A 25768-nucleotide genomic window follows, 5' to 3' on the forward strand; every position below is an offset into this window, starting at 1 on the left:
AATAGGTAGAGGCAGCCCGCAGAGACAACTAGCGCGAGTGCGGCGGGATCAGTGAAAGGCGTGACGAGAGAGGAAAGGCGGTAAACGGCGGATAAAGATAGGGGCCGCGCTTTCGCGACGGCCCCCACCCCCCACTCGGTACTCTTTGTTACAAAGAGGGCTATCAGATCAGCTTGCGGGCAGCGCCCAGTACGATCTTGATGGCATCAGATTCGGTTTTCGCCATGGTCTCGGCGTTCGGGATTTCCTGCTGGGTACGGTTGACGATAACGCCAGCCACCATACCGGCACGCAGGCCCTGGCTGGAGCACATGGTCAGCAGGGTTGCGGACTCCATCTCATAGTTCAGCACGCCCATGGCTTGCCACTCTTTCATGGAACCCTGGAAACGGCTCACTACGCGGCCGGATACGGTGTCGTAACGCTCCTGACCCGGGTAGAAGGTGTCAGAGGAGGCAGTCACACCGATGTGCAGCTTGGAGCCCATCTCTTTGGCGGTGTTCACCAGCGCAGTGGTGCAGTCGAAGTCGGCAACAGCCGGGAACTCCATCGGAGCAAAGTGCAGGCTGGCACCGTCGAGGCGCACGGAACCGGTGGTCACGATCACGTCACCCACGTTCAGGTGCGGCTGGATGGCGCCAGTGGTACCGATACGCAGGAAGGTGCGGATACCCAGCTGGGCCAGCTCTTCTACCGCGATGGAGGTGGACGGGCCACCGATACCGGTAGAGCAGATGATCACGGCCTTGCCGTCCATCTCGCCGCGCCAGGTAGTGAATTCACGATGGCTAGCCAGGTGCACCGGGTTATCCAACAGCTCTGCGATACGCTTCACGCGCTCGGGGTCACCGGGGACGATCGCCAGGGTGGCGCCTTGCAGATCCGCTTTCTTCAAACCCAAGTGAAATACATCAGACATATTGGACTCCTGGTTGCCCCCTGCCAGCATGGTCAGGGCACAAGTTAAGATGATTCTTTATGATACTTTCAAGCCTTTACCCCCCTCTTCGGGGAGGCGCCAACTATGGTCGAAAGCGCTTTCCAATTCCTTGAAGCGCCTCACACTTCCACGCATTGACAGTGATAAACATTGCGCAAAACGTTTGCTAACTCAATGAAATAATTGACAAACGTTTTTCTGCAAATCGAGTCAGATGCGGGAAGGTCAAGCCTGGTTCAGCGCTTAATTAACGACTCGTGATCGACCCCGTAAAGTTGTAAACAAGATGCTTTTGTATCCCTTTCTAGATGGTAGCCTAGCTCTCAACTACCACTTAATGGCTAACTATAGGAAGTCCATCATGGCTACATTCAAGTTCTATATTCCCGCTATCAACCTGATGGGTGCCGGCTGCCTGCAAGAGGCTGCCACCGATATCAAGGGTTACGGCTACCGCAAGGCGCTGATCGTCACAGACAAAATTCTCAACCAGATCGGCGTGGTCGCCAAGCTCACCACCCTGCTGGCTGAACATGGCATTGAAAGCGCAGTTTTCGATGAGACCAAACCCAACCCCACTACCAGCAACGTTGAAGCGGGTCTGGCCATGATCAAGGCCAACGGCTGCGATTGCGTCATCTCGCTGGGTGGCGGCTCGCCCCACGACTGCGCCAAGGGCATCGCGCTGGTGGCGGCCAACGGTGGCAGCATCAAGGATTACGAAGGGGTGGATCGCTCCGCCAAGCCGCAACTGCCGCTTATCGCCATCAACACCACCGCCGGTACCGCCTCCGAGATGACCCGCTTCTGCATCATCACCGACGAAGCGCGCCATGTGAAAATGGCCATCATCGACAAGCATGTTACCCCGCTGATGTCGGTCAACGACCCCGAGCTGATGCTGGCCAAGCCAGCCGGTCTCACCGCCGCCACCGGTATGGATGCCCTGACCCACGCCATCGAAGCCTATGTCTCCACCATCGCCACCCCGGTAACCGATGCCAGCGCCGTGATGGCCATCGAGCTGATTGCCAAGCACCTGCGCACCGCCGTTCACCACGGCGATGACCTGCATGCCCGCGAGCAGATGGCCTACGCCCAGTTCCTGGCCGGCATGGCCTTCAACAACGCAAGCCTGGGCTATGTGCACGCCATGGCCCACCAGCTGGGCGGTTTCTATGACCTGCCCCACGGCGTCTGCAACGCCGTGCTGCTGCCCCACGTTCAGGCATTCAACGCCCAGGTGAGCGCGGCTCGTCTGAAGGATGTGGCCCGCTACATGGGTGTTGACGTGAGCGCCATGAGCGACGAGCAGGGCGCCGCCGCAGCCATTGCCGCCATCAAGCAGTTGGCGCTGGATGTGAAGATCCCGGCAGGTCTGGAGCAGCTCGGCGTCAAGGCCGATGACTTCGATACCCTGGCCAGCAACGCCCTGAAAGATGCCTGCGGCTTCACCAACCCGAAACAGGCGAGCCACGAAGAGATCGTCGCCATCTTCCGCGCCGCCATGTAACGGCTGCCGGATTGCCAGAAAGGGTCGCAGTGCGGCCCTTTTTATTGGCTGATGGATCAATGGCTTTTTACTTCCGTGGAGGGAGTCGGTATGATTTGCCGAGCCAAAAAAGACTGTATGGATGATCTGAACTCGTTATGCGGATGAAACACCTGATTGCCGCGGCCCTGACCGCCCTCACCCTCTCCGGTTGCAGCCTGGTCTATCGTATCGATATTCCCCAAGGCAACTATGTGGAACAAAAACAGGTCGACAAACTGCGCCAGGGGATGACCCGCGAGCAGGTCAGCTATGTACTGGGAACCCCCATGCTGCGTGACGGCTTTGACCCCAACACCTGGTACTACCTCTATGAATTCCAGCCGGGCCACGGCGACAAGGAGCGCAAAGAGCTCACCGTCACCTTCGCCAATGACAGGCTGACCACAGTGACGGGTGACTTCCCGCTGCCAGCAGCCTTCAATACCCCGCTCTGATATCCCGCAAAACCGGCCTCGCGCCGGTTTTGTTTTATCCAGCCCCGCGTAATTCATCCTGCCCGACAACACTGAGTCATTCCTCCCCATTGCAGCTGCTCGCAAATTGCCTGATGCTGATGAGCAGCCACCATGGCATCAACATTATCGAACGACACAGGGAGAATCCCCATGAGCCGGATCCTGATTGCCGGAGCCAGCGGCCTGATCGGTCGCGAACTGGTGCAGCAACTGCCTGCCGAACATGAACTGACCCTGCTCTGTCGCAAGCCGGGCAAGGAGGCGCACCACTGGCTACCGGTCAATTTTGATGATCTGGCCAGCGTCACCCTCTCCCGCCCGGTGGATATCGCCTTCTGTGCCCTCGGCACCACCCGCAAGGAAGCAGGCTCTGCCGAGGCATTTCGCCGGGTCGATCTCGACTATGTGGTCGCCTTTGCCGATCTGGCCCGCAGGCACGGTTGTCAACGGCTCATCGTGGTCTCAAGCATGGGGGCCAGTGCATCGTCCCCGGCTCTCTATCCGCGTACCAAGGGGGAGATGGAGCAGGCCCTGCTGGCCCAATCCTGGCCACGGCTCGCCATCGTGCGGCCCGCTATGCTGCTCGGAGATCGCCAGCCACCGCGCCTCTCCGAGCAGATCTTTCAGACCATCTATCCGCTGTTTCGGCCGCTGCTGGTGGGCAAGCTCGCCCGCTGGCGCGCCATCGAGGCCCGTCAGGTGGCCCGCGCCATGATCGCCCTCTCGAAACTGCCCGCTGGGTGCGAGATTGTCGAAAACGAGCAACTGCTGGCTCTCTGAACCCGACCTTCCCCACTACTTAAGCTCTATGCCGTAAAAACAGCAGGGCAAGCCAATTGGCTTGCCCTTTGTCTATCTGTTGGCGTGATACACCCCAACCATCTCTTGCCACCATTGACCGCGCTCGGCAGTCAGGGCAACCGCCATCAACCGCGAATATGGTCGATAAAGGCGTCGATCTGCTCGCGAGTGCAGGCAGGATTCATAAAGACCGCCTTCTCCCCGGCGATGTAGGAGTATTTGCCGCGGGCATCGTAGTCAGAGTGGGCCACCGCCTCCACCCAGTTGGTGTAGAGCCCCACCTTGCCGCGCCCCTTGAACAGGCTGCGGTGGTAGTCAGTGTTGCGCTGCAACCGCGCCTTGTAGGCAGGGTCGCTGGAGCGGGCCAGCTCGAAGGCGAATTCGGCCTCCGGATCGCTCACCCACTCGGGGTTGTAGATCTTGAAGCCGACGCTCGGCCCCTGATTCTCCTGCGCCACCAGCTTGACGTTGCCAAGCTGACTCAGGCGATAGCGGAAGTAGTTGGCATTTTGCAGGCAGTGGGCCAGCACGGTGCGATACCCCTCGACCCCCATGTAGTTGAGCGCCGCATAGGCACCGAACAGACCGCTCGCGCCGCGGGAGCACTCGATGGTGGATTGCAGGTGGGTCTGGCCCTGAATGTCCCGCTCGAAGTAGGAGAAGTTCTCCGGGTCATTCTCCATCGCCTTGAGGTCATCCTGCTCCTTGATCATCACCAGACTGGAGGTGTAGGGCACATAGCCCCACTTCTGGAAATCGACGGTGAAGGAGTCGGCATATTTCAGCTCGGCAAAGCGCGCCACGTTGCGCTCGATCCCCGCCAGAGTGGCGCTGTTGATGGCGAGCGGGTTGGCGGCAAAGTCGTAACCCAGGAAGAAAATCATCGACCAGCCGATGGCGGCGTCGACGTGGATATGGGGCTTGACCGCCACCTCGAACTGCTCGCAGAGGCGATTGCGCAGCTCGAACACGGGTTTCACCTGATCCACCCCGAACGTGTCGGTGGTGCCCATGGTGAGCATGATGGTGGGCACCACGTGTTTCAGGGCAAAACAGGCGGTCAGGGTGCGCTCGAGGTGGTCGAGATCGATGTCATTGTTCTCCCCCACCTGAATGCGGATAGTCTTGTTCTCGATATCGACCCCGAGCAGGGAGAGGTTGGTGATGTTGGAGTAGTGACCGCCCTGGGAGTTGATGATGCGGTAATCCTGATAGTGGCCTAGCCCCTTGTGCTTGGCCTCCGGCAAGGTTTTGCGAATGCCGAGCAGGTAGCCGTAGAGGTTACAGAAGGTCCCCCCCTGGGTGAAGATGCCGGTGGCCCGCTCGGGGTCATAGCCTGCCAGCAGCGCAATCTGGCGCACCACCTTCTTTTCCAGCTCCTCGGCGACCCCGGCGTATTCGGAGTAGACCAGATTGGGGTTGGCCAGAATGCCCAGCTGGGCACCGTAGATGGCGGGATCCGCCGACATGGTGATGACGTTCTCGACGCTGGAGGGGTTCTCCCAATCCTTCGATAGAGCAGCGGCAAACAGCAACTCGGCCATCGGCTCGCCCGGGGTGCGCATGGTGGCGGGCACCGGCATGGTCTCGCAGAGATCGGCCAGGCGGGCACGGCCATCAGGCCAGGCATTCAAACGGGCATCGGGGGCCAGGCCACGGGCCCGAAATTCGTTGAGGGTGGCAAATCCGGGTTCGCGAAAAACGGGCCAGAGATCGGGATTGCGCGAGAAAAAGTTGGCTTTGACGGTGGCGAAACGGGCGGAGAAATCGGGGTGGACGGCATTGACGCTTTCGTCTTGCAGATAAACTAAGTCACTCATTTTTATACCATTAGTACAGCAAATGTGCGGCCGTTATACCCCTGTACCAGCGGGGCCAACAGTGACAATATCTAATGGCCTACCCTACTTTTTGTCATGTATCAGCCATGACAAGGGCTGGCAAAAAGGCGCCTTTGAGGCGCCTCTTTATATTTCGTGATCTTGCTCCCATCCTGGCTGACAGAGTCCTTACTACCAGACCGCCATCAGTGCTGCGCTCCCCTCAACGCAGGGAGGCCAACAGCCACTCGGCAAACTCCGCCAGCTCGCTCTGCTGCTGCGGAAAGGCCGCCAGCCAGGGCTGCAGGCGCGCGGCGACAGCGTCCGGTCGATAGCAGCAACCCGCCAGTTCGGCCGCCAGCAGATCAAACGGGGCCGGCTCCAGAGTATCGCTAAAGAGTTGCGCCCGGGTGATGACCCCTTTCTCCACATCAAAGTGCAACTCAACCCCACCCCAGCTGAACCGCTCCTCCAGCAGATGGCTGAACGCCGGAGCATGGCCATAGTTCCACTCCCAGCTGCGCTGGCGGGCGAAGGTCTCGGCAAAGCCCGGCAGATCCGGCATCTGCTCCGGGGAGATATGCTCGGGCTCAACTCGCGCACCGTAATGGTGGAAGAAGGCCTCGACCAACGCCTCACTCACCTGTTGGTGATCGATGCCCGGCAGCAGTTCGCACAGATTGGCCACCCGGCTGCGCACCGAGGTGATCCCCTTGGCCGCCAGCTTCTTGGGGTCGGGGTTGAGGTAGTTGGAAAGGCGGCCGAGATCGGCATCCAGCAGCAGGGTGCCGTGGTGAAAACCGCGATCCAGAGTCTCCCGATAGGCCGACCCCGATACCTTGCGCTCCCCGTCCGGGGTGGCCACCAGCAGATCGTTGCGACCAGAGGCAAACGCCTCGATCCCCAATCGCTTGAGCCCGTCCAGCACGATGGCGGTGGAGACGCTCTTGTCATACGCCGGCTTGCCCGCCATGAAGGTGAAGCAGCTGTTGCCAAGGTCGTGGAACACGGCGCCGCCACCGCTGCTGCGACGCGCCAGGGTCACCCCGTCCTCTTCCATCCGGCGGGTATTGCACTCCTTCCACGGATTCTGGGCACGGCCAATCACCACGGTATTGGCATTGCGCCAGAGGAACAGCACCCGCTGGCCGGGGTCCATCTGGCGGAAGATGCACTCCTCAACGGCCAGATTGAACAGGGGATCGTGAGAGTCGGAGACAAGCAGACGCAAGCGGGACATAAAAAGACCTTATCCGGAACTGGGGGCAACATGATAACACTGACGGGGTACCATCACTGAGCAGTCGCACATTAACCGGTGCGCAGCAGCCGCGATACATTTGCGTCACACCTGACCGCCCCCTAAAAGTATCTATTGATATAACGACACAGCTTGACGTGCAACCACGGAAAAAATGCAGTTTAGCCACAATGATAACGATAAAGACGGGAAAAAGTGGCTAGAATGCGACCACTTCGATAGGCCATATGACTCTCTTATTGGTCACATAACTTGCAAAAAAACGGCATGTATCCATCCCGTGTGATGAACGACACAAAAATGACTTTCCAACCCCCCTATACCCTATTGCAAACGCCTTTTCTCCCCTTGCAGGTGACACAAAATTGCTTGAATCTAGCCTAGACATCGCTCCCGAGAGAAACGTTGTATGACGGAGAACGCAGCCCCCCGCCAGCCCCTCAGCTGGTTTATGCCAATGCTGGTCAGTATGGTCATCGCGACCCTGACCTCTCCCCCCGTGCGAGCCGGCGAGCAGGTCATCGTCCAGTTGCCGTGGCAACACCAGTTCCAGTTTGCCGGTTACTACGCGGCCATCGCCAAAGGGTTTTATCGGGAGGCCGGTCTGCATGTCACCCTGCGCGAAGCGGACTCCCGCACCGATGTGGTCAGCGAGGTGATCTCGGGAAAGGCCCATTTTGGCATCAGCGGCAGTGATCTGCTGCTGGATCGGGCTGCCGGTCGTCCGGTGGTGGTGCTCGCCGCCCTGCTGCAGCACTCGCCGCTGGTTCTGCTCACGCTGGATCGGCCAGATATTCGCAACCCAGCCGATCTGGCCAACAAGCGACTGATGCTGGAACCTGGCTCCAACGAGCTGCTGACCTACCTTTCTCACCAGACCCGCAGCCGCGACTGGGTCACCCTCCCATACAAACAGGGGATACAGGCACTGCTGGCGGGCAAGGTGGATGCCATCAGCGCCTACAGCACTACCGAGCCCTTCTATCTGCAGCAAAGAGGCATCCCCTATCGGGTCTTCAGCCCGCGCACCATCGACTTCGACTTCTACGGCGACAACCTGTTTACCTCCGAGCGGGAGCTGATCACACGACAGGATCGGGTCTACGCCTTCCAGCAGGCCAGCCTCAAGGGGTGGCGCTATGCGATGGACCACCCCGAAGAGATGATCAACCTGATCATGGAGCAGTACCCGACCGGGGCTGGCCGTGAACAGCTGGAGTTCGAGGCGCGCGAAACCAGAGAGCTGATGCAGCCAGATCTTATCGAACCTGGCTACATGCAGCAGGAGCGCTGGCTGCAGATCGCCAAAACCTATCTGGAGGCGGGCATGCTCACGGTATTGCCCAACCTCGACCGCTTTATCTACGACCCGGCGCAGGAGCGGCTGCGCCAGCAACGGCAACTGCTCGACAAGAGCGTGGCGGTGGCCATGCTTATCACCTTTACCCTGATGACCCTGCTCGGCATCTTCTTGCACCTCTATCTGCGCCTGCGCCAAGAGGCGCGGGATCGCCAGCGGCTGACCCGTGAATTGGCCCAGAGCGAGCAGCACTATCGCTTCGTGGCGGAGAACAGCGCCGATGTGATCTGGACCATGGATGCAGCCAGCTTGCGCTTTCGCTATGTCAGCCCGGCCATCACTCCTCTAAGCGGCTACGAGGCCCCCGAGCTGTTTGCCCTGCCCCTCAAACAGCTGCTGCCGGATGCCTCAAGGCAGCTGCTGCGTGAGGAGATCTCCGCCACCCTGGAGGCCTGGCAGCGGGGGGAACATGACCAGACCCGCCGGGTCATTCGCACCCAGTTGCGCCACAAGGATGGCCATCTGGTGGCGACCGAGACCATCACCACCCTCCATGGCAACCACAACGCCCAGCCGGAGGCGATCCTCGGGGTCACCCGGGATATCACCGAGCGGGCAGCGCGAGAGGAGATGATGCGCCGCCTCGCCTTCTACGACCCCCTCACCGGGCTGCCCAATCGCCGCTTGCTGCAGCAACGGCTCAAGGAGCTGATGGAGCAGGAGACGCCCCGTCCGCTGGCATTGATGTTTATCGACCTCGATCACTTCAAGCCGATCAACGACACCTTCGGCCATGAAACCGGGGATATTCTGCTCAATATGGTGGCCGAGCGGATGAGCCACTGCGTGCGCAAACAGGATCTGGTGGCACGGCTGGGGGGCGACGAGTTCGTGATTTTGCTGCCGGAGAGTGGCGACGAAGTGCTGGCGGTGGCCGACAAGCTGCACCAGCAGCTGCGTCATCCGTTCCAGCTGGAGGGGCAGGAGTTGCTCATCTCCAGCAGTATCGGGCTGGCGCTCTATCCCGAGCACGGGGAGGATGCCAAAACCCTGATGCACCACGCCGATCAGGCCATGTATCAGGCAAAGAATCGCGGCCGCGGCCGGGTCTGCCTCTATACCGAGGGCCTTGATCCCGAGCAGGGCGCCCTGCTGTGGCAACCCGGCCACGAGTGCGGTCACCCGCGCATCGATGCCGAGCATCGCCAGCTCTTCGTATTGACCAACCGGCTGCTGGAGCGGATGAAAGATCAGCACGAGGATCCGGCCCCGTTTCTGGAGAGTCTGGAGAGCCTGTTCGACATGGCACGTCACCACTTCGCCTTTGAAGAGCAGATGCTGGCGGAGATCGACTATCAGGAACTCGTCAGCCACCGTCAGGATCACCAGCGCCTGCTCAACAAAGCAGGCCAACTGCTGCACGCTGCCAAAGCGGGGACGCTGGGCAACGACGAGCTGCTCAACTTCATCATTCAGGAGCTGGTAGTCGGCCACATGAGTCAGGCGGATCGCCGCTACTTCCCCCTGTTCAGATCTGAGCGCAGCCTGTCGGTTGCAGAGGGGGTCGCCTAGTCCCCCTCTGCTAAGACCCGAGCGTAATGCGCCTCTTGCTGAAAGGGCGACCTAGTCACCGCGCAGGGCCACCACGGGGTCGAGACTCACTGCTCGTAGCGCAGGTGCGACCCCGGCCAGCAGACCCACCAGGGCGCTGCAACCGAGCGCCAGCAGCAGATAGAGAGGATGGAGGGTGAGCGGCAAGCCAGCCGCCAGCAGGGTGAGCAGCAGCTTGAGCCCGCCGAGCAGGGCCAACCCCATGGCCCCGCCCAGCAGCGCCAACACCACGGCTTCGAGCAGGAACAACAATAGCATGCGCCGCCGTGGGCAACCCAACGCCATCAGCACGCCCACTTCAGGGATCCGCTCCTGCTGGGCGATACTCATGATGCTGAAGATGCCGACCGCCCCGATCAGTAGCGAGATAATGCCGAGCCCGCCAACCGCCAGCTTGATGATGGAGAGTATCTTGTCGAGGCTGGTCAGCATGTCCTGCTGGGAGGTGAGGGTGAAATCCTCAGCGCCGTGGCGGGCGATCAGCACCCGCCGGATCTGGGCGGTGATGTCGGCTTCTGCCTGCCCGGCGCGATAGATGACGTCGATCTCCTGCAACCCCTCCTTGTTGAACAGCGCCTGGGCGTGAGCGGCGGGCAGATAGATCATGTCGTCCAGATCAAAGCCGAGAAATTGCCCCTTGGGGGCCAGCACCCCGGCCACCCGAAAACGGCGATCACCGGCGCGCAGCAGGTTCCCCGGTGCATCGCCACCGGGGAACAGCTCCGCCGCCACCTTGGCACCCAGCACCGCATAGGCGCGGGGCATGGCACTGTCATCCGCAGGCAGAAAACGCCCCTGCACCAGGGTGAGCCGCCAGCCTGAGAGCGCCGCCGGGCCGGTGCCCAGAATAGCGGTGCTGCGGGTGAGCCCGCGGCTGCGCACCTCCCCCTGCCCCTGCACCACAGGGAGCGCCGCCTCTACCCCTGCCAATCTGGCGAGGGCATCGGCATCCTCCAGCAGCAGGGGACGGCTGCTGGAGAGGATGCCGGGCGGGCCGCCTGCGGTTTCGGTCTTGCCCGGGGTCACGGCGATCAACCGGGTGCCAAATTGGGAGAAGCTGTCGAGCAGATAGAGCCTGAGTCCCTCGCCGATACCAGTGAGCAGGGTCACCGAGGCGATCCCGATGGCAATACCCAGTGCCGACAGCAGGTTGCGGCTGCGCCCCGCCAGCAAGGCGCGCCAGAGCCAGAAAAGCAGATCAGCGGCGCGCATCAGCCACCGCTCCACTGCCCGCTGCGCAGGCTGCTGACCGGATCTTGCCGTGCCGCCCGGGAGGCGGGCAGCCAGCTAAAAAACAGCCCGGTCAGCAGGGCCGCCGGTATGGTGCAGAAAGTAGCGAGCAGAGGGACCGCCGCCGGAAATCCGGGCCAAATCACTCCGGCGAGGCTAACCAGGGCATAGCCCAACATAGTGCCAAACAGCGCGCCACTGCCGCTCAGCAACAGCGCCTCCCACAAAAACAGCTGGCGGATCTGGCGACTGTCGGCCCCCAGCGCCTTGAGCAGGCCGATCTCGCCGGTGCGCTGGCGGGTGCTGATCAGCGCCAGATTCATCATCATGATGCCGGAGACCAGCAGGCTGATGGCACCGATACCGGCAACGGCCAGGGTAAGGGTAGAGAGAATGGTGGAGAAGGTGGCCAGCATGGCGTCACGGCGCACCACGGTCACATCGAGCACCCCGTGGCGCGCCTGCATCAGCTGCTCCAGTCGCTTGACCAGCGGCGGCACCGCTTGCCCCGCCAGCGGCTGGATCAGCAGCCGAAACAGCCCCTCGGTGTTGAATAGCCGCATGGCGCTACCGACCGGGATCAGCGCGGCCTCGGCCATATCCATCCCCAGATTGCTGCTCTGGCTGGTGAAGACCCCCACCACCCGAAAGCGGCGATTGTCAAAACGCAGCCACTGTCCGACCGGATCGGCCTGACCGAACAGTTCACGGGCCACCTTGGCCCCGAGCAGAACGGCCGGGCGATCCTCTGCGGCATCCCCCGGTAGCCAGCGGCCGGAGAGCAGCTCCAGCCCGTGGGTATCGCGTAGCCCGTTGCTGCTGCCAAGCAGCATAGTCTGGCGCAGCCGCGCCCCCTGCTTGGCCTCGGCAAAGCCCATCACCAGCGGCACCAGCCGCACGTTTGGCTGGTGCTGGCCAAGGTAGTGCATGTCATCGAGGGTGATCTGCCGCAGACTGTTGCCGGTGACCGGCGGCAGCCCGCCGGTGGTCTCCTTGCGGCCGGGGAACATCACCAGCAGATCCTTGCCAAGGGAGCTGAACTGGTCGGCCACATAGAGCCTCGCCCCCTCCCCCAGCGCGGTGAGCAGCAGCACCGAGGTAACGCTCAGACTCACCGCCAGGATCAAGACCAGCGCCCGTGAACGCTGACGCAATAACGCCACGGCGGCAAAGCGGATCACATCGGGCCGCCGCATTCAGCCACCCCCGCTATCAATGTTGATGCGGCCATCGTTCATCAGGATCCGCCTGCCCGCACGCTCACCGAGGCGCGGATCGTGGGTCACCACCACCAGCGTGATCCCCTGCTCCCGGTTGAGCCCCTCCAGCAGGGTAATCACCTCCTCCCCTGAGCGGGAGTCGAGATTGCCGGTGGGCTCGTCGGCCAGGATCAGCCGCGGCGCCATTGCCATGGCCCGGGCGATGGCTACCCGCTGACGCTGACCGCCGGAGAGCTCGGCAGGGCGGTGTCCGGCACGATTATCCAGCCCCAGCTCCCCCAGCAACTGCTGACTGCGGCGATGGCGCTCGGCGGGGGCAATCCCGCACAGCATTAGCGGCAGCTCGACGTTTTCACGGGCGGTGAGGCGGGAGATAAGGTGAAACGACTGGAACACGAAGCCGATGCGATGGCCGCGCAACTGGGCCAGCGCCGGCTCTGACAGGGTGGCGGTATCCTCCCCTCCCAGCCAGTAGCGCCCCTCGTCTGGCCGATCCAGCAGCCCCAACACATTGAGCAGGGTCGATTTGCCGGAGCCCGAGGGGCCCATCACCGCCAGATACTCCCCCTCGGCAACCCGCAGAGAGACGCGATCGAGGGCGGCCACCTCGCTCCCCCCCAGAGTGAAACGACGGCTGACGGCATCAAGGCGAATGAGATCACTCATCCGGCTGCTCCGTGGCGGCGCTGAAAGGGCCCTCCCCGACAATCTGTCCGGGCTGGGCTGCCAGCCGATCACCGGCAGCGAGCCCCTCGGCCACCTCAATCCAGTTCCAGTTCTCCACGCCCCAACGGGGCACCACCCGCACCAGCTTATCCCCTTCCAGCCGCAGCACGCTGCCATCGTCGGCCCGGCTGCTGGCCGCTACCCGCAGCACATCGGTGGCGCGGGTCACCTCGACCTCAAGGTCAGCGCTGTAGCCAATAAGCAGGGGGACATCGGTGGGCAGGGCAGTGAGCGCCGCCTCCACCTCCACGGTGCGGGCCTGCTTCTCCAGCTCCTTCACATAGGGGGCGATGCGGGTGACGGTGGCGGCAAAATCGCGCCCGGGCATGGCATCGAGCAGTACCCGGGCAGACTGGCCCACCTTGAGGCGGGCGGCATCCACCTCATCGATGGGGGCTGAGACATACAGACAGTTATCGTCGATAAGATCGATCACCGGAGGCATGGCCACTCCGGGCGGGGAGGGAGTCATGTATTCGCCCAACTTGCTGTTGACCTCCGCCACCACTCCGGCAAACGGCGCCAGCAAGCGACGCTCGCTCAAGCGAGCCTCCACCTGGGCGACCTGCGCCTCGTCAACCCGCTCCTGCTGGCGGGATGCCTGACAGACATAGCGGCGGGTATCGGCCAGATTCTGGGCCTGCTCGGCGAGGGTGCGAGAGGTGAGGTTTTTGGCCAGCAAAGTGGCCAGCCGATTGGCCTCCCGCTCGTAGTAGGCCGCCTCGCTGCAACGCTCCTCGCGCTGGGTCTTGCCAAGGGCCTGCTGGGCACGGGCACGGGCGAGATCGGCGTGAATATCGTCACTCCAGAGGGTCAGCAGCAGATCTCCCCGGGCTACCCGCTCCCCGGCCTTGACGGCGATCTGCTCCACCACACCGCCACCGGGCAGACTGAGTCCGGCCCGCTGACACGACTTGATGGTGCCGGCCCGGGTGTTGACCACAGTGACCAGCACATCCCCCCGCCCGACCTCAGCCAGCCTGATCGGCGTCGGCTGCGGTCGCCACCACCATGCCACAGCAGCAGCCGCTACCACAGCGCCACTTCCCCACCACAACCAACCTCTCTTCATCGCGCATCCTTTCGCTAGTGACTCCCGTCATGAGCGTCGGGAGAGCAGGGCATAATAGAGCAAGGGTATCACCACCAGGGTGAGCAAAGTGGAGACCAGGATCCCGAAAATCAGGCTGATGGCCAGTCCGTTGAAGATGGGATCATCGAGGATAAACAGGGCTCCGATCATCGCCGCCAACGCCGTCAGCATGATGGGTTTGGCCCGCACCTGCGCCGCTTCGATCACCGCCTGCTCGAACGCCACTCCGGCGCTGCGCTGCTGCTCGATAAAGTCCACCAGCAGGATGCTGTTGCGTACGATGATCCCGGCCAGGGCGATCATCCCGATCATCGAGGTAGCGGTAAACTGGGCTCCCAGCAGGGCGTGGCCCGGCATCACCCCTATGATGGTGAGCGGAATGGGAGCCATGATGATGAGTGGCACCAGATAGGAGCGGAACTGGGCCACCACCAGCAGGTAGATGAGGATCATTCCCACTCCGTAGGCAATCCCCATGTCGCGGAAGGTCTCGTAGGTGATCTTCCACTCCCCGTCCCACAACAGCGCCACCTCCCCCAGCTTGTCGGGCTGCTGCACGTAATACTGGGGCAGATCGATGTCGGCACCGGCGGCAAACATGCCGTAGAGCGGGCTGTCGGTATGGCCACCCATGTCGGCCACCACCATCACCATGGGCTGCATGTTCTTGTGCATGATATAGCTGGGGGCCACCTCATCACGGCGACTCACCAGCTCGGAGACCCGCACCAACTGGCCGCTCTGGCTGCGCACCTTGAGGGCCAGTACGCCCGCCAGATCCCGTTTGTCACCGGGAGCCAGTTCGATGCGGATCGGCACCGGATACTTGGCGCCGTGACCCTGCAGCCAGCTGGCATCCTGATAACCCACCCCGCCATTGAGGGTGTTCACCAGATCCCCGAGATCGACCCCGAGCAGGGCCGCCTTGCTGCGATCCACCACCAGCCGCCACTTGGGCTGCGGGTCGGTCAGATAGATATCCACATCCACCAGATCCGCCGTGGCCACAAAACGGGCCTGTACGGCGCGAGCGGCCGCTTCGCGGGCGGCCTGAGTCGGGCCATAGATCTCGGCAACGATGGGAGACCAGACCGGCGGGCCGGGCGGCACCTCAACGACTTTCAGGTTGCCCCCTGCCGCACTGGCGATGGCCTGCAGCTGTGCCCGAACCGACTGGGCAATCTGATGACTGCTGCGATCCCGCTCATGCTTGTCCACCAGATTGACCTGAATATCCCCCACGTTGGCGCCGCTGCGGATAAAGTAGTGGCGCACCAGCCCGTTGAAATTGATGGGGGCGGCGGTGCCGGCGTAGATCTGGTAATCCTTCACCTCCTCCACCTTGGCAAGCTCCCGCCCGACCGCCAGCAGGGTGCGCTCGGTCTGCTCCAGGGTCGCCCCCTCCGGCATATCGAGCACCAGCTGAAATTCCGACTTGTTGTCAAAGGGGAGCATCTTGAGCACCACCCACTGCACCACCGGCATGGCGGTGGCGGCCCCGACCAGCAGCAACACCACCAGCCAGAGCTTGCGTCTGGCACGCTTGGCGCCATCACCAATCAGGAAAGGGGTCATCAGCCGGTGAAAGAGACCAGCCTTGGCCTCGCCGTGGGCACCGTGCACCTCGCCCTTGAGCAAATGGCTCGCCAGCCAGGGGGAGAAGATAAAGGCCACCAGCAGGGAGATGAGCATCCCCATGCTGGCATTGATGGGAATGGGGCTCATGTAAGGGCCCATCAGCCCGCTGACAAAGGCCATCGGCAGCAGGGCCGCGATGACGGTCAGGGTCGCCAGTATGGTCGGCCCCCCCACCTCGTCTACCGCCCCCGGAATAAGCTCCTTGAGCGACCCCTTGCCCAAACCGCGATGGCGGTGGATGTTCTCCACCACCACGATGGCGTCATCCACCAGAATGCCGATGGAGAAGATCAGCGCAAACAGCGACACCCGGTTGAGGGTAAAGCCCCAGGCCCAGCTGGCGAAGAGAGTCAGCGCCAGGGTGATGACGATGGCAACGCCAACTACCAACGCCTCGCGCCAACCCATGCTCACCAGTACCAGCAGCACCACCGCCGTGGTGGCAAAAATCAGCTTGCCGAGCAGGGTGTTGGATTTGGTCTCGGCGGTAACGCCGTAGTCCCGGGTCACCGTCACCTCGACCCCGGCAGGGATCAGTCGGTTCTGCAAACTTTCGACCCGCACCTCCACCCGCTTGGCCACATCGACCGCATTCTGGCCCGGCTGCTTGCCGATGGCCAGGGTCACCGCCGGATAACTGGCCTGTCCCAGCCCCATCCAGCTGCGCTTGGTCGGGGTATCCTGACCCAGAGAGACCCTGGCCACATCCCCCAGATAGACCGGCTTGCCGTCGTGCAGCCCCACTACCAGTTCTCTAGCCTCCTGCTCACTTTGCAGGAACTGCCCCACCTGCACTTTAATCTCACTGTTGTTCTGCTCGATAGCCTGTGTCGTGCCTACCTGATTGGCGGCCGCCAGTCGCTGGCTCAGTTCGCCCCAGCTGATGCCGTGGGCGCTGAGGGCCGCCGGATCCGGCATCACCCGCAACACGGCACTCTGGCTGCCCAGCGTGTAAATATCGCGGGTACCGGGAATGCGCTTGAGTTCGGTCTCCAGCTCATGGGCGACCCGGGTCAGCTCGGGAGCCCCCAGTTGCTTGCTCCCCTCTTTGCTCCATAAGGTCAAACTGACGATAGGGACATCATCGATCCCCCGGGGTTTTACCAGTGGCTGACCGACCCCGATCCCCTGTGGCAGCCAATCGCGGTTGGACTCGAGCTGGTTGTTGAGATCGACGATGGCCTGCTCGCGGCTCACCCCTACCTTGAACACCACCACCAGCAGGGCGCCATCGGGTTGGGAAAAAGAGTAGAGGGTATCAATGCCCTTTATCTGGGAGACCACCTGCTCGGCAGGGGTGGTAACGAGAGAGGCCACTTCAGCCGGGCTGGCTCCCGGGAAGGGAATATAGACATCGGCGAAGGTGACATCGATCTGCGGCTCCTCCTCCTTGGGGGTCACCAGCACTGCAAACAGACCGAGCAACAGCCCCACCAGCGCCAGCAGCGGCGTGATGGCCGAGCCCTGAAACAGCGCAGCCAGCCGACCGGCAGGCCCCAGCCTCTCCTTGTTGCCGTTCAGCTCGCTACTCATGGGCCACCTCCTGCTGCTGCGCCCAGGCATCGGGGGCCAACTTGTCACCGGCTTGCAGGCCGGCCAGGATCTCGCACTGTCCCTCGACGCAATGGCCGACCCGCACCGGCGTCAGGGCCCAGCCAGCGGGCTGCTGCAGATAGACGCCATTGAATTCCCCTTGCCGCAGCAGGGCGCGATCCGGCACCTGCAACACCTGACGTTCACCCTGCTTGAGCTGCACCTTGAGCCACATGCCGGGCAATACCCCGGCGGTTTGCGGCGGCAAGTCGAGGCGCAACCTGAAGGCGTGGCTCTGGCTGTCGGCATAATTGAAGCGGGTCAGTTTGACCGGGGTAACAAGCTTGCCATCCGGCAGCAGCACCTGCACATCCGCAGGCTCACGAGCCAGCGTCAGGGCGGATTGGGGCAACTCCACCTCCACCCGCAAGGTGTCGAGAGAGAAGCCGGAGAGCAGCGGGGTACCGGGGGCGACAGTCTCCCCCAACTCCACCAGCCGTTTGGTCACTACCCCTGCATAGGGAGCCAGAATGCGGGTATAACCGTAGGCCTCGCGGGCTTGAGTGAGAGCCGCATCGGCAGCGTTCACCTCGGCGCGGGCGGCGCGATCCGTCGCCTGGGCATTATCGAGCTGGGCGCGGGTGATCACCCCCTTGGCAATCAGCGCCTGAAAGCGGGCGAGCTGGCGCTCGGCTTCCACTTGCTGGGCCTGCGCCCGCGCCAGCCGCGCCTCGGCCCCCGTGACGGCGGCAAACTGCTCTTTGCCGCTGATCTCCAGCAGCGGTTGCCCCGCCTGCACCTGATCGTTCACATCCACCAGCATGCGGGAGACCCGGCCGCTGGTCTGGGCCGCCACCGTCCCCTGATTGATGGCACTGACGGTGCCATCCAGCGTCAGCCAGTCGGTCACCGGCTGTGGCACCACTGTCAACAAGGGCTCTGGCTCTCCGTCCGCGGCAAAGGCCCGGGGGGATGTCATGGCCTGCGATGTCATCACCAACAAGGTGATCCCCAGCAACCGGATCTTTTCCATCATTACTCTCCTTCCCTGGCGTAATCTGTCACTTCACGGGATCAGGCGGTATGGGACTGGCGCACCTTATCCACTCCCCGAGCTGGCGCCTTGGTCAGCACCCTGGCCAGCCCTCTGTCAAACAGCAAGATCCCGGCCACCATGGCCGCTATAAACAACATTATCATGGGCTGCCCGCTGGAAATGAGACTCAGAGCAGGCCCTGGGCAGATACCGACCAATCCCCAGCCGATACCAAACAGCGCGGCCCCGCCGATCAGCCTGCGCTCCAGCTGAGGGGCTGGTACGGCGGCGATGGGCTCCCCCAGCACACTCTGGCGACGGGGTTTCACCAGCAGAAAATAACCCGGCATAAAGACCAGCAGGGCGCCCCCCATCACGAAGGCAAGGCTGGGATCCCAGGCCCCGGCTAGATCGAGAAAACCGGTGACCCGGGCGGGATCCATCATGCCGGAGATGGCCATCCCCAGTCCGAACAACACACCCGCAAACAAACTTGTCAGCAACTTCATGGCGATCAGCCCCTTACAGCAGATGATGAGTGACGAAGACGGTGATAAAGCCTGCCGCCATAAAGGTGAGGGTGGCGACGATGGAGCGCAGGGAGAGCCGCCCCATGCCACAGATGCCGTGGCCGCTGGTGCAGCCATTGCCAAGACGGGTACCGACCCCGACCAGCAGACCGGCCAGTAGCACAACGGGCCAGCCGGGCAGCGTGGTGAATGCGGGCATGCGGGCCCAACCCAGAGTCAGCGCCAACCAGGCGCCCGCCCCGAGCCCCAGCAGAAATAGCACCCGCCACGGCGCACGGTGTTGCAGCGCACCGGCCAGAATGCCGCTGATCCCGGCCACCCGGCCGTTGAACAACATCAGGATCAGGGCCGACAGCCCCGCCAGCATGCCGCCGCCCAAAGAGAGCAGCCATTGGCTTTCCATCATCAAGATTCCTTATTTTCCGAGTGACAAAAATGGGTTTGCAGCGCCCCCAACACATCGGCGGCCGCCTCGCTCACCAGCGAGTAGTAGATCTGCTGGGAGACCTTGCGCGAACGGATAAGGCCGTAGCGCTTCAATACCGAAAGTTGCTGGGAGAAGGCCGACTGCCCAAGTTGGCTATGGGCCAGCAGCTCCCCGACCCCCTTCTCCCCCTCCACCAGCTGGCAGAGCACCATCAGGCGTTCGGGATGAGCCAACGCCTTGAGCAGGGAGGCGGCGGCTGTCGCATGTCTGTTCATCTCGTCGAATTGGCTCATAAGAGTAAATTAGCAATTGCTGATATTTGTTCTATTGTATAAAACAACACTAAATTAGCAACATCTAAAGTAGATGAGGAGAAAGACCATGACTGTAGATAACGGAGTCAGAATCGTCGCGGGTTGCATGTTGCTGCTCTCGCTGATCCTTACCAGCTGGGTTCATCCGGGCTTTGTCTGGTTGAGTGCCTTTGTCGGGGTCAACCTGATCCAGAGCGCATTCACCGGTTTCTGTCCGGCCGCCATGCTCCTCAAGCGCCTGGGGCTGAAGTAACAGGTCGCGCAAGACAGGGGCGGTCCTGCTAGCGGGGCGTCATCGCGCGGCGATGGCTATCGTCGCTCCCTGATGCTTATGGAGGTAGCCAGTCGGCCCCGTTATTGACAAACTTGTATCTAAATGTTGCTGGAAGGTCGATAAGGCTTTACCTCACCGCTCTGGATGAGTACCATTTTGCCGTTCTTAACACAGCGGAGACCATCAGTGGGCAACTCATCAAGTGACAGTTGTAGACCGACCCTCATCGTCGGTACCAAGGTCGCGAGCTAGCCGCAGGTCTTTCTCTGCCGCAACTCGCAACCCTGCGAGAAGCGGAAATCCACTCCCCTCTTCTCCCTTTTTACACTTGACGTCTGGCAACCAGAGGCCAATCGCCACGGTCGCCATGCCTGCATAGTTTCTGCTTCCCACAAGGAGGCTGCTATGCGTTTTATCTCAATCAAACCGGCTGCGGATCGCGCGGTCGCAACAGGTTCTGTTGCTACCCAGGCTCACCCCCTGTTGAGCCGGCTCGGCCGTGGCATGCTGCCACGCTGGCTGGGCGGCAAACAGCGTCAGCACCACTACCGGCTGCAGATCCGCTGTGAGGATCGCGCCGATATGGAGCAGGTGCTGGATATGGTGAACCACACGTTGCAACCGGCCGGGCTGCAACCGATGCAATCAATGAAGCCGGGTCGCGGCGGCGGGCGTGAGCTGGTGCTCAACCTGCAGTGCACCCCGCCCCAGCGACGCTATCTGGTGCAGTTCGTTCATCAGGTCGGATTAGCACATCCGGTACGCTGGCAACTGCGCCCGCGCATCGACTGCGCTCCCGAACTCAACTGACCGCACACCTGCGTTAACCACTGTGAAAGGGGCCAGCCACGCTGGCCCCGCTTGTTGCGTCCTCTCCGAGCGTCAGGGCATCTGATGATGCTCGCGCCCCGGGACGCCGCGTTTTTGTTTTTCTGCTGGCCATCCGCGCAATCATCTCCTGATCCATCCGCCTCCCGGCGTTTCATCATGGATTGCGCCAAGCCAGCGCTTATCAGAAGGAGTACGCCATGAAGATGTGGCAACAAATTGACATGATCTCCCTGCTCGACACCCTGGCCAGCCTGTTGCTCGCCTTTGTGCTTGGCAGTCTGGTCGGGCTGGAGCGCCAATACCGCCAACGTACCGCGGGCCTGCGCACCAACGTGCTGGTCGCCGTGGGGGCCGCCCTGTTCGTCAGTCTGGCCCAGCGCATCTATGACCTGCACGGCGGCAACTACAACGTGGTCCATGTGGTGGCCTATATCGTCTCCGGCATCGGCTTTCTCGGCGCTGGCGTCATCATGCGCGAATCGGGCAATATCCGCGGCATCAACACCGCCGCCACTCTCTGGGGAGTGGCCGCCGTCGGCGCCGCCTGTGGTGCAGGACTGGCCATGGAGGCAATTCTGGGCGCCCTGTTCGTGCTGGCCGCCAACACTCTGCTGCGACCGCTGGTCAATCAGATCAACCGTCGCCCGGTGGACAATCTGGATACCGAAGTGACCTACAAGGTGACGGCCCTGACCCCGCGCGAGCATCAAAAAGAGGTGCTGCACTGGCTGGAAGAGATGCTGGAGCAGGCCAACTACCCCTTGAGCGAACTCGATATCGAGCCGTTTGGCGCGGGGGATCTGGAGATCTCGGCGGTGCTGCTGGCTACCTCCATCGATGGCGACGAGCTGGATGCCCTGATGCAAAAGCTGGCCATCCACCCTCATATCAAGCAGGTGTTCTGGCGCACCAGTACCACCGATTGAGCCGTTGGTCAGAGGAACGAACCATCCGCCCGCAGCAAAAAGCCCCGCCAGCAATGGCGGGGCTTTCTCATATGGGATGGGCGAAGAGTGGCTAGCGGCGGCTGCGCCAGCGCACCCTGGGGGTGATCACCTGGGCAGTCTGCGCCGGGGGATTGCCCGCAATCAGTTGCTGCATCAGCTCGAAAGCGGCGAGAGCCAGCGCCGGACAATCCTGCGCCACCGAGTCGATGCGCATGGGAATGCAGTCGAGCAGGTCATGATCATCGAAGGTACACAGGCGCATCCCTGTCTCCATCAGCCCCGCCTCATTGAGGTAGCGCAGTACCCCTTCCAGCAGTGTAAAAGAGGCGGTAAAGAGCCCCCTGGGAGGCGCTCCCAGCTCGGCCACCAGCTCGGCCATCAGCTGATAACCGGAGCTCGGCTGATAGTCGCGATGACGCACCCGGGCTACATCGGCTTCAAAACCGGCGCGATGGAGCCCCAGCTCATAGCCCGCCAGCCGGTGACGACTGGGGGAGAGATCCAGCAGGCCGCCGAAGTAGTAGATCTCCTCGCCGCACTCGCTGGCCATGTCCCGCACCAGCTCGGCGGTGGCCTTGCAGGCATCGGAGATCACCATGGGCAGGCGCGACTCGCCAATATGGCGGTCGAGCTGCACCACCGGCAGGCGGTCGTGAATGCGGGCATAGATGTCATCGCTGTGGCCGCTGGAGGCGACAATCAGCCCATCCACCTGGCGGCTGATGAGGTTATCCACCACCCGCTGCTCGAGGGCGGGATCATCCTCGGAGCAGGCGATCAGCAGCTGGATGCCCGCCTCCCGGCAGTGCGCCTCGAGGGCACGGGCAATGCGGGCAAAACCGAAGTTGGTGAGATCGGGGATCACCAGCCCCCAGGTGTAGCTGCGGGTCTCTCGCAGGGAGCGGGCATGAAAGCTCGGCAGGTAGTGACACTCCTCCGCCACCGCCTGAATGCGCTTGCGGGTATCGTCGGCAATCCGGTACTCCGCACTCTTCCCGTTGAGCACCAGACTGGCGGTCGCCTTGGACACCCCCGCCAGTTCGGCGATCTGGGCAATCGTGATCCGTTTCTTCTTCTCCACCTGGCCTCCCGGCTGACTAGAACCGGGCTATTGTACTAAGCACGCCGACAGCGGCCAGTGATTGAGGCAAATTTTGCAGCCATCATCGCCGTTACCTGATGAAAGTTGCGGCTTCTCCCCGGGGAAGTAGCGCGCCGACAGGGTGTGGCGACCCTCATCGATGAAACACTCCAGACTGGAGCGATCGCACAGCACGGTGATCCGCCCGCCAGCCCATGGGCTGCTGCGAGTCTCCCACGCCCCGCTCTGCCAGTTCTGGCGCCGCAAGGTGATGCGCCCCGGCTGCCACACCAGCTCGGCCACGGCGCCGAACCAGAGACTCCCCTCACCGCAGAGCCCCATATCGAGCCAGGCCGAGTCGATGGCCAGCCCCGGAAACTCGCCAAGCGTCCCCTCGAAGCGGGTCTGCTCTCCCTTCAATGCCGCCAGCTCCGCCACCGGCCGCTGGCAGAGCCACTCATCCTGCCAGAACAGCTCCCGCGGGCAGCTCATCTGGTGGATCCAGCCATAGGGGATGGTGGGCTGGCTCATCTCGTTCGCCTCCGGCAGACCCAGCCAGCCAAACAGCAAGCGCCGACCCTGGCTATCCAGAGTGGTCTGGGGGGCATAGAACTCAAAGCCCCGGTCCAGCTCGTGGAAAGCCCCGTGCTCGAAGCGCTCGCCGTCGAAATCTCCCGCCAGCCAGCCGCACTGGTAGAGGTTGCGATAATCCTCGCCCACCGGGGCAATCCCCTGCGGGCAGCTGATCAGCACATGGCGATCGACCAGCGGGAAGAGATCCGGGCACTCCCACATATAGCCAAACTCACCCAGCCCCCCTCGCCCGCTACCGGCGATGGGACCCACCCACTGCCAGCTTTGCAGGGTTTCGCCGCGATAGAGCAGCACTTCCCCCTTGTCGCCCAGAGTGCGAGCCCCCAGCACCATCAGCCACTGCTGGCCGTCGTGCCACACCTTGGGATCGCGCACATGGCCGCTGTAGCCTGCGGGCAGATCCAGCACAGGCCCCAGCTTGGCAAAACCGGCCTCACCGTCGGCGCGGGCCAGACACTGATAAGCGGTACGACTGCCATCCGGGTATTTGACATTGCCGGTGTAGATAAGAGTCAGGCGCCCCTGCTCGTCGCTCACCGCCGAGCCCGAATAGCAGCCGTGGCTCTCATAGGCTTCGGTGGGCAACAGCGCCACCGGCTCGTGCTGCCAATGCAGCAGATCGGTGGAGGTGACATGGCCCCAGCCCTTGTTGCGGTGCTCGCAGCCGAGCGGATTCCACTGGTAGAAGAGGTGGTAGCGCCCGTCGTGCTCGATAAAACCGTTGGGATCGTTAAGCAGCCCCACCGGGGCTGCCAGATGCCAGCGGGGCCGATGGGGATCGGCCGCCGCCTTGAGCTGTCCGGCCAGCAGCGACCGGACAATCTGGTTGAGAAGATCGCTTTCCTTCATCACTCCACCTTGTACTTGAGCAGGTAGGAAGCGGCGAAAGCGGCGCCAAAGGCGATCACCAGCCCGATGATGTAATGAATAAGGCTCATGGGCTGGACGATGGCCATGCCGGGAATACCGGTCAGCCCCACCGCCGTCATCCCCACCTTGGCCGCCACCACGTAGGCACCGCCGCAGGCCCCGCCAAACAGACCGGCGAGGAAGGGTTTGATGTAACGCAGGTTCACCCCGAAGATCGCCGCTTCCGTGATACCCAGCAGGCAGGACATGGCAGCCGGCACGGTAATCGCCTTGATCTTCACGTCGCGGGTCTTGAAGTAGACCGCGAGGCAAGCCCCACCCTGTGCCACGTTGGCCATGGCCCAGATGGGCAGCAGGAAGTTGACGCCAATTTGCGGATTGGCCAGCAATCCCGCCTCGATGGCGTGGAAGCTGTGATGGATGCCAGTGATGACGATAAGCGAGTAAGTGCCGCCAAACACCAGCCCCGCCAACCAGCCTGCCTGCTCATAGAGGGCACTCAGACCGAACGAGATGCCATCCCCCAGCACCCGCCCCGCCGGGCCGATAAAGAGCAGTGCCACGAAACCGGTGATGATGACGGTCAAAAACGGGGTGAGGATCAGATCCAGCGCATCCGGAATGCGCTTGCGCAGCTGTTTCTCCAGATGGGACATAAACCAGACCGCCAAGAGCACCGGGAAGACGGTGCCCTGATAGCCGATCATGGCGACATCGAGCCCGAAGAAATCCATGGTCTTGAAGCCACCGGCCACGCCCCAGGCGTTGGTCAGCGCCGGGTGGGTGAGGATGCCGCCAAGGGTCGCCCCGAGGTACGGATTGCCGCCAAACTCACGTGCTGCCGTAAAGCCGATGAGGATCGGCAGTATGATAAAGGCCGCCGAGCTGAACATGTCGAGCATCACAAACAGGGCACTGTCGGCATTGACCCAACCGTAGGTGCGCACCATGCCGAGCAGCCCCATCAGCAGACCTGAGGCGACGATGGCCGGAATGATCGGCACGAAGATGTTGGAGAGAGTTCGCGCCAACCGCTGGGCCACGTTGAGCTTGGCCACCGCCATGTCGGTCAGCTCCGCCTTGCTGGCGGTGCCGGTACCGGTCAGCGCCACGAACTCCGCATAGACCTTGTTGACCAGACCGGTGCCGAAGATCACCTGAATTTGGCCCGCGTTGCTAAAGCACCCCTTGACCCCCTCCAGCTTGTCGATGGCGGCCTTGTTTACCTTGCTGTCATCGGCCAGCACCAACCGCAGCCGGGTGGCGCAGTGGGCTGCGCTGACGATATTCTCCTTGCCCCCGAGCAGGGGCACCAGATCCTTGGCTATCGCACTGATATTCATATTCTTCCTCTTATGACCCGCCACGCTGGCGGGCCCTTGTCACATGAGAGTAGGGGCTGTCGAGCCGAGCTTCTAGCCTCAGCTCAACAGCCGCTTGCGCTTGATCGCAAAAAGGCATCCAGTTCGGAGCGGGTCGGCAGCGCCGTCATCGCCCCCTTGGCGGTGGTGGCGAGCGCCCCGCAACCGTGGGCCTGAGCCAGGATGGCGGGTAGCTCGGCCAGAGTCGGCAGCGACGAGCGCCCGGCCAGCGCCGCCAGCAGACCGGCGACGAAGGCATCCCCCGCCCCCGTGGTGTCGATGGGCGTTACTTTCTGCCCCACCCACTCCAGCAACTCGCC

The 25768-nt window shown here is 62.5% G+C and carries 23 protein-coding genes; 7 read left to right on the forward strand and 16 right to left on the reverse strand.

The window, feature by feature from the left end:
* Positions 1–163: 163 nt before the first annotated feature.
* Positions 164–919 (reverse strand): uridine phosphorylase, encoded by a 756-nt coding sequence (gene udp, locus AB5Z09_RS12410; protein WP_005337975.1) that lies wholly within the window; start codon positions 917–919, stop codon positions 164–166.
* Between the two features lie 382 nt (positions 920–1301).
* Between udp and yiaY the strand changes: the two genes are divergently transcribed.
* The 3 genes from yiaY (at position 1302) to AB5Z09_RS12425 (ending at position 3730) form a co-directional block, all read left to right on the forward strand.
* Positions 1302–2453: an L-threonine dehydrogenase gene (yiaY, locus tag AB5Z09_RS12415; RefSeq protein WP_368195407.1), complete on the forward strand. Its 1152-nt coding sequence runs from the start codon at positions 1302–1304 to the stop codon at positions 2451–2453.
* A gap of 137 nt (positions 2454–2590) precedes the next feature.
* Positions 2591–2929, forward strand: a complete 339-nt coding sequence (gene bamE, locus AB5Z09_RS12420) for an outer membrane protein assembly factor BamE (RefSeq protein WP_005337980.1) — start codon at positions 2591–2593, stop codon at positions 2927–2929.
* 171 nt (positions 2930–3100) lie between these two features.
* Entirely contained in the window at positions 3101–3730 is a 630-nt protein-coding gene (locus AB5Z09_RS12425; protein WP_201955573.1) for an NAD(P)H-binding protein, read from the forward strand.
* Between the two features lie 146 nt (positions 3731–3876).
* On the opposite strand, the gene AB5Z09_RS12430 is transcribed toward AB5Z09_RS12425, so the two are convergent.
* Positions 3877–5571: an aspartate aminotransferase family protein gene (locus AB5Z09_RS12430; RefSeq protein ID WP_368195408.1), complete on the reverse strand. Its 1695-nt coding sequence runs from the start codon at positions 5569–5571 to the stop codon at positions 3877–3879.
* Between the two features lie 223 nt (positions 5572–5794).
* A complete protein-coding gene (locus AB5Z09_RS12435) occupies positions 5795–6811 on the reverse strand; it encodes a lipoate--protein ligase A (RefSeq protein ID WP_368195409.1) in 1017 nt (338 codons plus the stop codon).
* Between the two features lie 430 nt (positions 6812–7241).
* Here AB5Z09_RS12435 and AB5Z09_RS12440 point away from each other — a divergent pair, with 430 nt between their 5' ends.
* Positions 7242–9704: a diguanylate cyclase gene (locus tag AB5Z09_RS12440; protein ID WP_368195410.1), complete on the forward strand. Its 2463-nt coding sequence runs from the start codon at positions 7242–7244 to the stop codon at positions 9702–9704.
* A 51-nt stretch (positions 9705–9755) separates the two neighbouring features.
* On the opposite strand, the gene AB5Z09_RS12445 is transcribed toward AB5Z09_RS12440, so the two are convergent.
* The 9 genes from AB5Z09_RS12445 to AB5Z09_RS12485 are packed head-to-tail and all read right to left on the reverse strand — an operon-like array spanning position 9756 to position 19469.
* A complete protein-coding gene (locus tag AB5Z09_RS12445; RefSeq protein ID WP_368195411.1) occupies positions 9756–10955 on the reverse strand; it encodes an ABC transporter permease in 1200 nt (399 codons plus the stop codon).
* Positions 10955–12169 (reverse strand): ABC transporter permease, encoded by a 1215-nt coding sequence (locus tag AB5Z09_RS12450; protein WP_368195412.1) that lies wholly within the window; start codon positions 12167–12169, stop codon positions 10955–10957. The genes AB5Z09_RS12445 and AB5Z09_RS12450 overlap by 1 nt, the downstream gene beginning before the upstream one ends.
* Positions 12170–12859, reverse strand: coding sequence for an ABC transporter ATP-binding protein (locus tag AB5Z09_RS12455; protein ID WP_139432586.1), 690 nt, complete (start codon positions 12857–12859; stop codon positions 12170–12172). It abuts the gene before it with no gap.
* On the reverse strand, positions 12852–13991 hold the full coding sequence (locus AB5Z09_RS12460; protein WP_270657316.1) for an efflux RND transporter periplasmic adaptor subunit: 1140 nt from the start codon (positions 13989–13991) through the stop codon (positions 12852–12854). The genes AB5Z09_RS12455 and AB5Z09_RS12460 overlap by 8 nt, the downstream gene beginning before the upstream one ends.
* Positions 13992–14018: 27 nt before the next feature.
* Positions 14019–17183, reverse strand: a complete 3165-nt coding sequence (locus AB5Z09_RS12465; RefSeq protein WP_270657315.1) for an efflux RND transporter permease subunit — start codon at positions 17181–17183, stop codon at positions 14019–14021.
* Positions 17176–18216, reverse strand: coding sequence for an efflux RND transporter periplasmic adaptor subunit (locus AB5Z09_RS12470; protein WP_270657344.1), 1041 nt, complete (start codon positions 18214–18216; stop codon positions 17176–17178). The genes AB5Z09_RS12465 and AB5Z09_RS12470 overlap by 8 nt, the downstream gene beginning before the upstream one ends.
* 41 nt (positions 18217–18257) lie before the next feature.
* Positions 18258–18728 carry a YeeE/YedE family protein gene (locus AB5Z09_RS12475; protein WP_270657314.1) on the reverse strand — a complete coding sequence of 157 codons (471 nt, stop codon included), beginning with the start codon at positions 18726–18728 and terminating at the stop codon, positions 18258–18260.
* 13 nt (positions 18729–18741) lie between these two features.
* Positions 18742–19155, reverse strand: a complete 414-nt coding sequence (locus tag AB5Z09_RS12480; RefSeq protein ID WP_064336897.1) for a YeeE/YedE family protein — start codon at positions 19153–19155, stop codon at positions 18742–18744.
* Positions 19155–19469 (reverse strand): helix-turn-helix transcriptional regulator, encoded by a 315-nt coding sequence (locus AB5Z09_RS12485; RefSeq protein WP_005338008.1) that lies wholly within the window; start codon positions 19467–19469, stop codon positions 19155–19157. The genes AB5Z09_RS12480 and AB5Z09_RS12485 overlap by 1 nt, the downstream gene beginning before the upstream one ends.
* An 88-nt stretch (positions 19470–19557) precedes the next feature.
* On the opposite strand from AB5Z09_RS12485, the gene AB5Z09_RS12490 reads away from it, so the two are divergent.
* The 3 genes from AB5Z09_RS12490 (at position 19558) to AB5Z09_RS12500 (ending at position 21521) form a co-directional block, all read left to right on the forward strand.
* Entirely contained in the window at positions 19558–19743 is a 186-nt protein-coding gene (locus AB5Z09_RS12490; RefSeq protein ID WP_201936886.1) for a DUF2892 domain-containing protein, read from the forward strand.
* Positions 19744–20169: 426 nt separating this feature from the next.
* Positions 20170–20574, forward strand: a complete 405-nt coding sequence (locus AB5Z09_RS12495) for a hypothetical protein (protein ID WP_201936887.1) — start codon at positions 20170–20172, stop codon at positions 20572–20574.
* A gap of 218 nt (positions 20575–20792) precedes the next feature.
* Positions 20793–21521 (forward strand): MgtC/SapB family protein, encoded by a 729-nt coding sequence (locus AB5Z09_RS12500; protein WP_201936888.1) that lies wholly within the window; start codon positions 20793–20795, stop codon positions 21519–21521.
* 91 nt (positions 21522–21612) lie between these two features.
* Here the strand turns inward: AB5Z09_RS12500 and AB5Z09_RS12505 are convergent, their stop codons facing one another.
* The 4 genes from AB5Z09_RS12505 to AB5Z09_RS12520 all read right to left on the reverse strand — a co-directional run.
* Positions 21613–22623, reverse strand: a complete 1011-nt coding sequence (locus AB5Z09_RS12505; protein WP_064336901.1) for a LacI family DNA-binding transcriptional regulator — start codon at positions 22621–22623, stop codon at positions 21613–21615.
* Positions 22624–22650: 27 nt separating this feature from the next.
* Complete coding sequence (locus AB5Z09_RS12510) at positions 22651–24066, reverse strand: sucrose-6-phosphate hydrolase (RefSeq protein ID WP_201936890.1); 1416 nt, start codon at positions 24064–24066, stop codon at positions 22651–22653.
* Complete coding sequence (locus AB5Z09_RS12515; RefSeq protein ID WP_320657086.1) at positions 24066–25430, reverse strand: sucrose-specific PTS transporter subunit IIBC; 1365 nt, start codon at positions 25428–25430, stop codon at positions 24066–24068. The genes AB5Z09_RS12510 and AB5Z09_RS12515 overlap by 1 nt, the downstream gene beginning before the upstream one ends.
* Before the next feature lie 83 nt (positions 25431–25513).
* A partial coding sequence (locus AB5Z09_RS12520; protein ID WP_368195413.1) for a PfkB family carbohydrate kinase occupies positions 25514–25768 on the reverse strand: 255 nt, incomplete at its 5' end.

It is taken from the genome of Aeromonas sp. R2-2, assembly GCF_040908355.1.
Classification (GTDB): Bacteria; Pseudomonadota; Gammaproteobacteria; order Enterobacterales; family Aeromonadaceae; genus Aeromonas; species Aeromonas veronii.

Excerpts from the sequence above, each read along its gene's own strand:
- udp (WP_005337975.1), bottom strand. The coding sequence starts at position 919 with ATGTCTGATGTATTTCACTTGGGTTTGAAGAAAGCGGATCTGCAAGGC.
- yiaY (WP_368195407.1), top strand. The coding sequence starts at position 1,302 with ATGGCTACATTCAAGTTCTATATTCCCGCTATCAACCTGATGGGTGCC.
- bamE (WP_005337980.1), top strand. The coding sequence starts at position 2,591 with ATGCGGATGAAACACCTGATTGCCGCGGCCCTGACCGCCCTCACCCTC.
- AB5Z09_RS12425 (WP_201955573.1), top strand. The coding sequence starts at position 3,101 with ATGAGCCGGATCCTGATTGCCGGAGCCAGCGGCCTGATCGGTCGCGAA.
- AB5Z09_RS12430 (WP_368195408.1), bottom strand. The coding sequence starts at position 5,571 with ATGAGTGACTTAGTTTATCTGCAAGACGAAAGCGTCAATGCCGTCCAC.
- AB5Z09_RS12435 (WP_368195409.1), bottom strand. The coding sequence starts at position 6,811 with ATGTCCCGCTTGCGTCTGCTTGTCTCCGACTCTCACGATCCCCTGTTC.
- AB5Z09_RS12440 (WP_368195410.1), top strand. The coding sequence starts at position 7,242 with ATGACGGAGAACGCAGCCCCCCGCCAGCCCCTCAGCTGGTTTATGCCA.
- AB5Z09_RS12445 (WP_368195411.1), bottom strand. The coding sequence starts at position 10,955 with ATGCGCGCCGCTGATCTGCTTTTCTGGCTCTGGCGCGCCTTGCTGGCG.
- AB5Z09_RS12450 (WP_368195412.1), bottom strand. The coding sequence starts at position 12,169 with ATGCGGCGGCCCGATGTGATCCGCTTTGCCGCCGTGGCGTTATTGCGT.
- AB5Z09_RS12455 (WP_139432586.1), bottom strand. The coding sequence starts at position 12,859 with ATGAGTGATCTCATTCGCCTTGATGCCGTCAGCCGTCGTTTCACTCTG.
- AB5Z09_RS12460 (WP_270657316.1), bottom strand. The coding sequence starts at position 13,991 with ATGAAGAGAGGTTGGTTGTGGTGGGGAAGTGGCGCTGTGGTAGCGGCT.
- AB5Z09_RS12465 (WP_270657315.1), bottom strand. The coding sequence starts at position 17,183 with ATGAGTAGCGAGCTGAACGGCAACAAGGAGAGGCTGGGGCCTGCCGGT.
- AB5Z09_RS12470 (WP_270657344.1), bottom strand. The coding sequence starts at position 18,216 with ATGGAAAAGATCCGGTTGCTGGGGATCACCTTGTTGGTGATGACATCG.
- AB5Z09_RS12475 (WP_270657314.1), bottom strand. The coding sequence starts at position 18,728 with ATGAAGTTGCTGACAAGTTTGTTTGCGGGTGTGTTGTTCGGACTGGGG.
- AB5Z09_RS12480 (WP_064336897.1), bottom strand. The coding sequence starts at position 19,155 with ATGATGGAAAGCCAATGGCTGCTCTCTTTGGGCGGCGGCATGCTGGCG.
- AB5Z09_RS12485 (WP_005338008.1), bottom strand. The coding sequence starts at position 19,469 with ATGAGCCAATTCGACGAGATGAACAGACATGCGACAGCCGCCGCCTCC.
- AB5Z09_RS12490 (WP_201936886.1), top strand. The coding sequence starts at position 19,558 with ATGACTGTAGATAACGGAGTCAGAATCGTCGCGGGTTGCATGTTGCTG.
- AB5Z09_RS12495 (WP_201936887.1), top strand. The coding sequence starts at position 20,170 with ATGCGTTTTATCTCAATCAAACCGGCTGCGGATCGCGCGGTCGCAACA.
- AB5Z09_RS12500 (WP_201936888.1), top strand. The coding sequence starts at position 20,793 with ATGAAGATGTGGCAACAAATTGACATGATCTCCCTGCTCGACACCCTG.
- AB5Z09_RS12510 (WP_201936890.1), bottom strand. The coding sequence starts at position 24,066 with ATGAAGGAAAGCGATCTTCTCAACCAGATTGTCCGGTCGCTGCTGGCC.
- AB5Z09_RS12515 (WP_320657086.1), bottom strand. The coding sequence starts at position 25,430 with ATGAATATCAGTGCGATAGCCAAGGATCTGGTGCCCCTGCTCGGGGGC.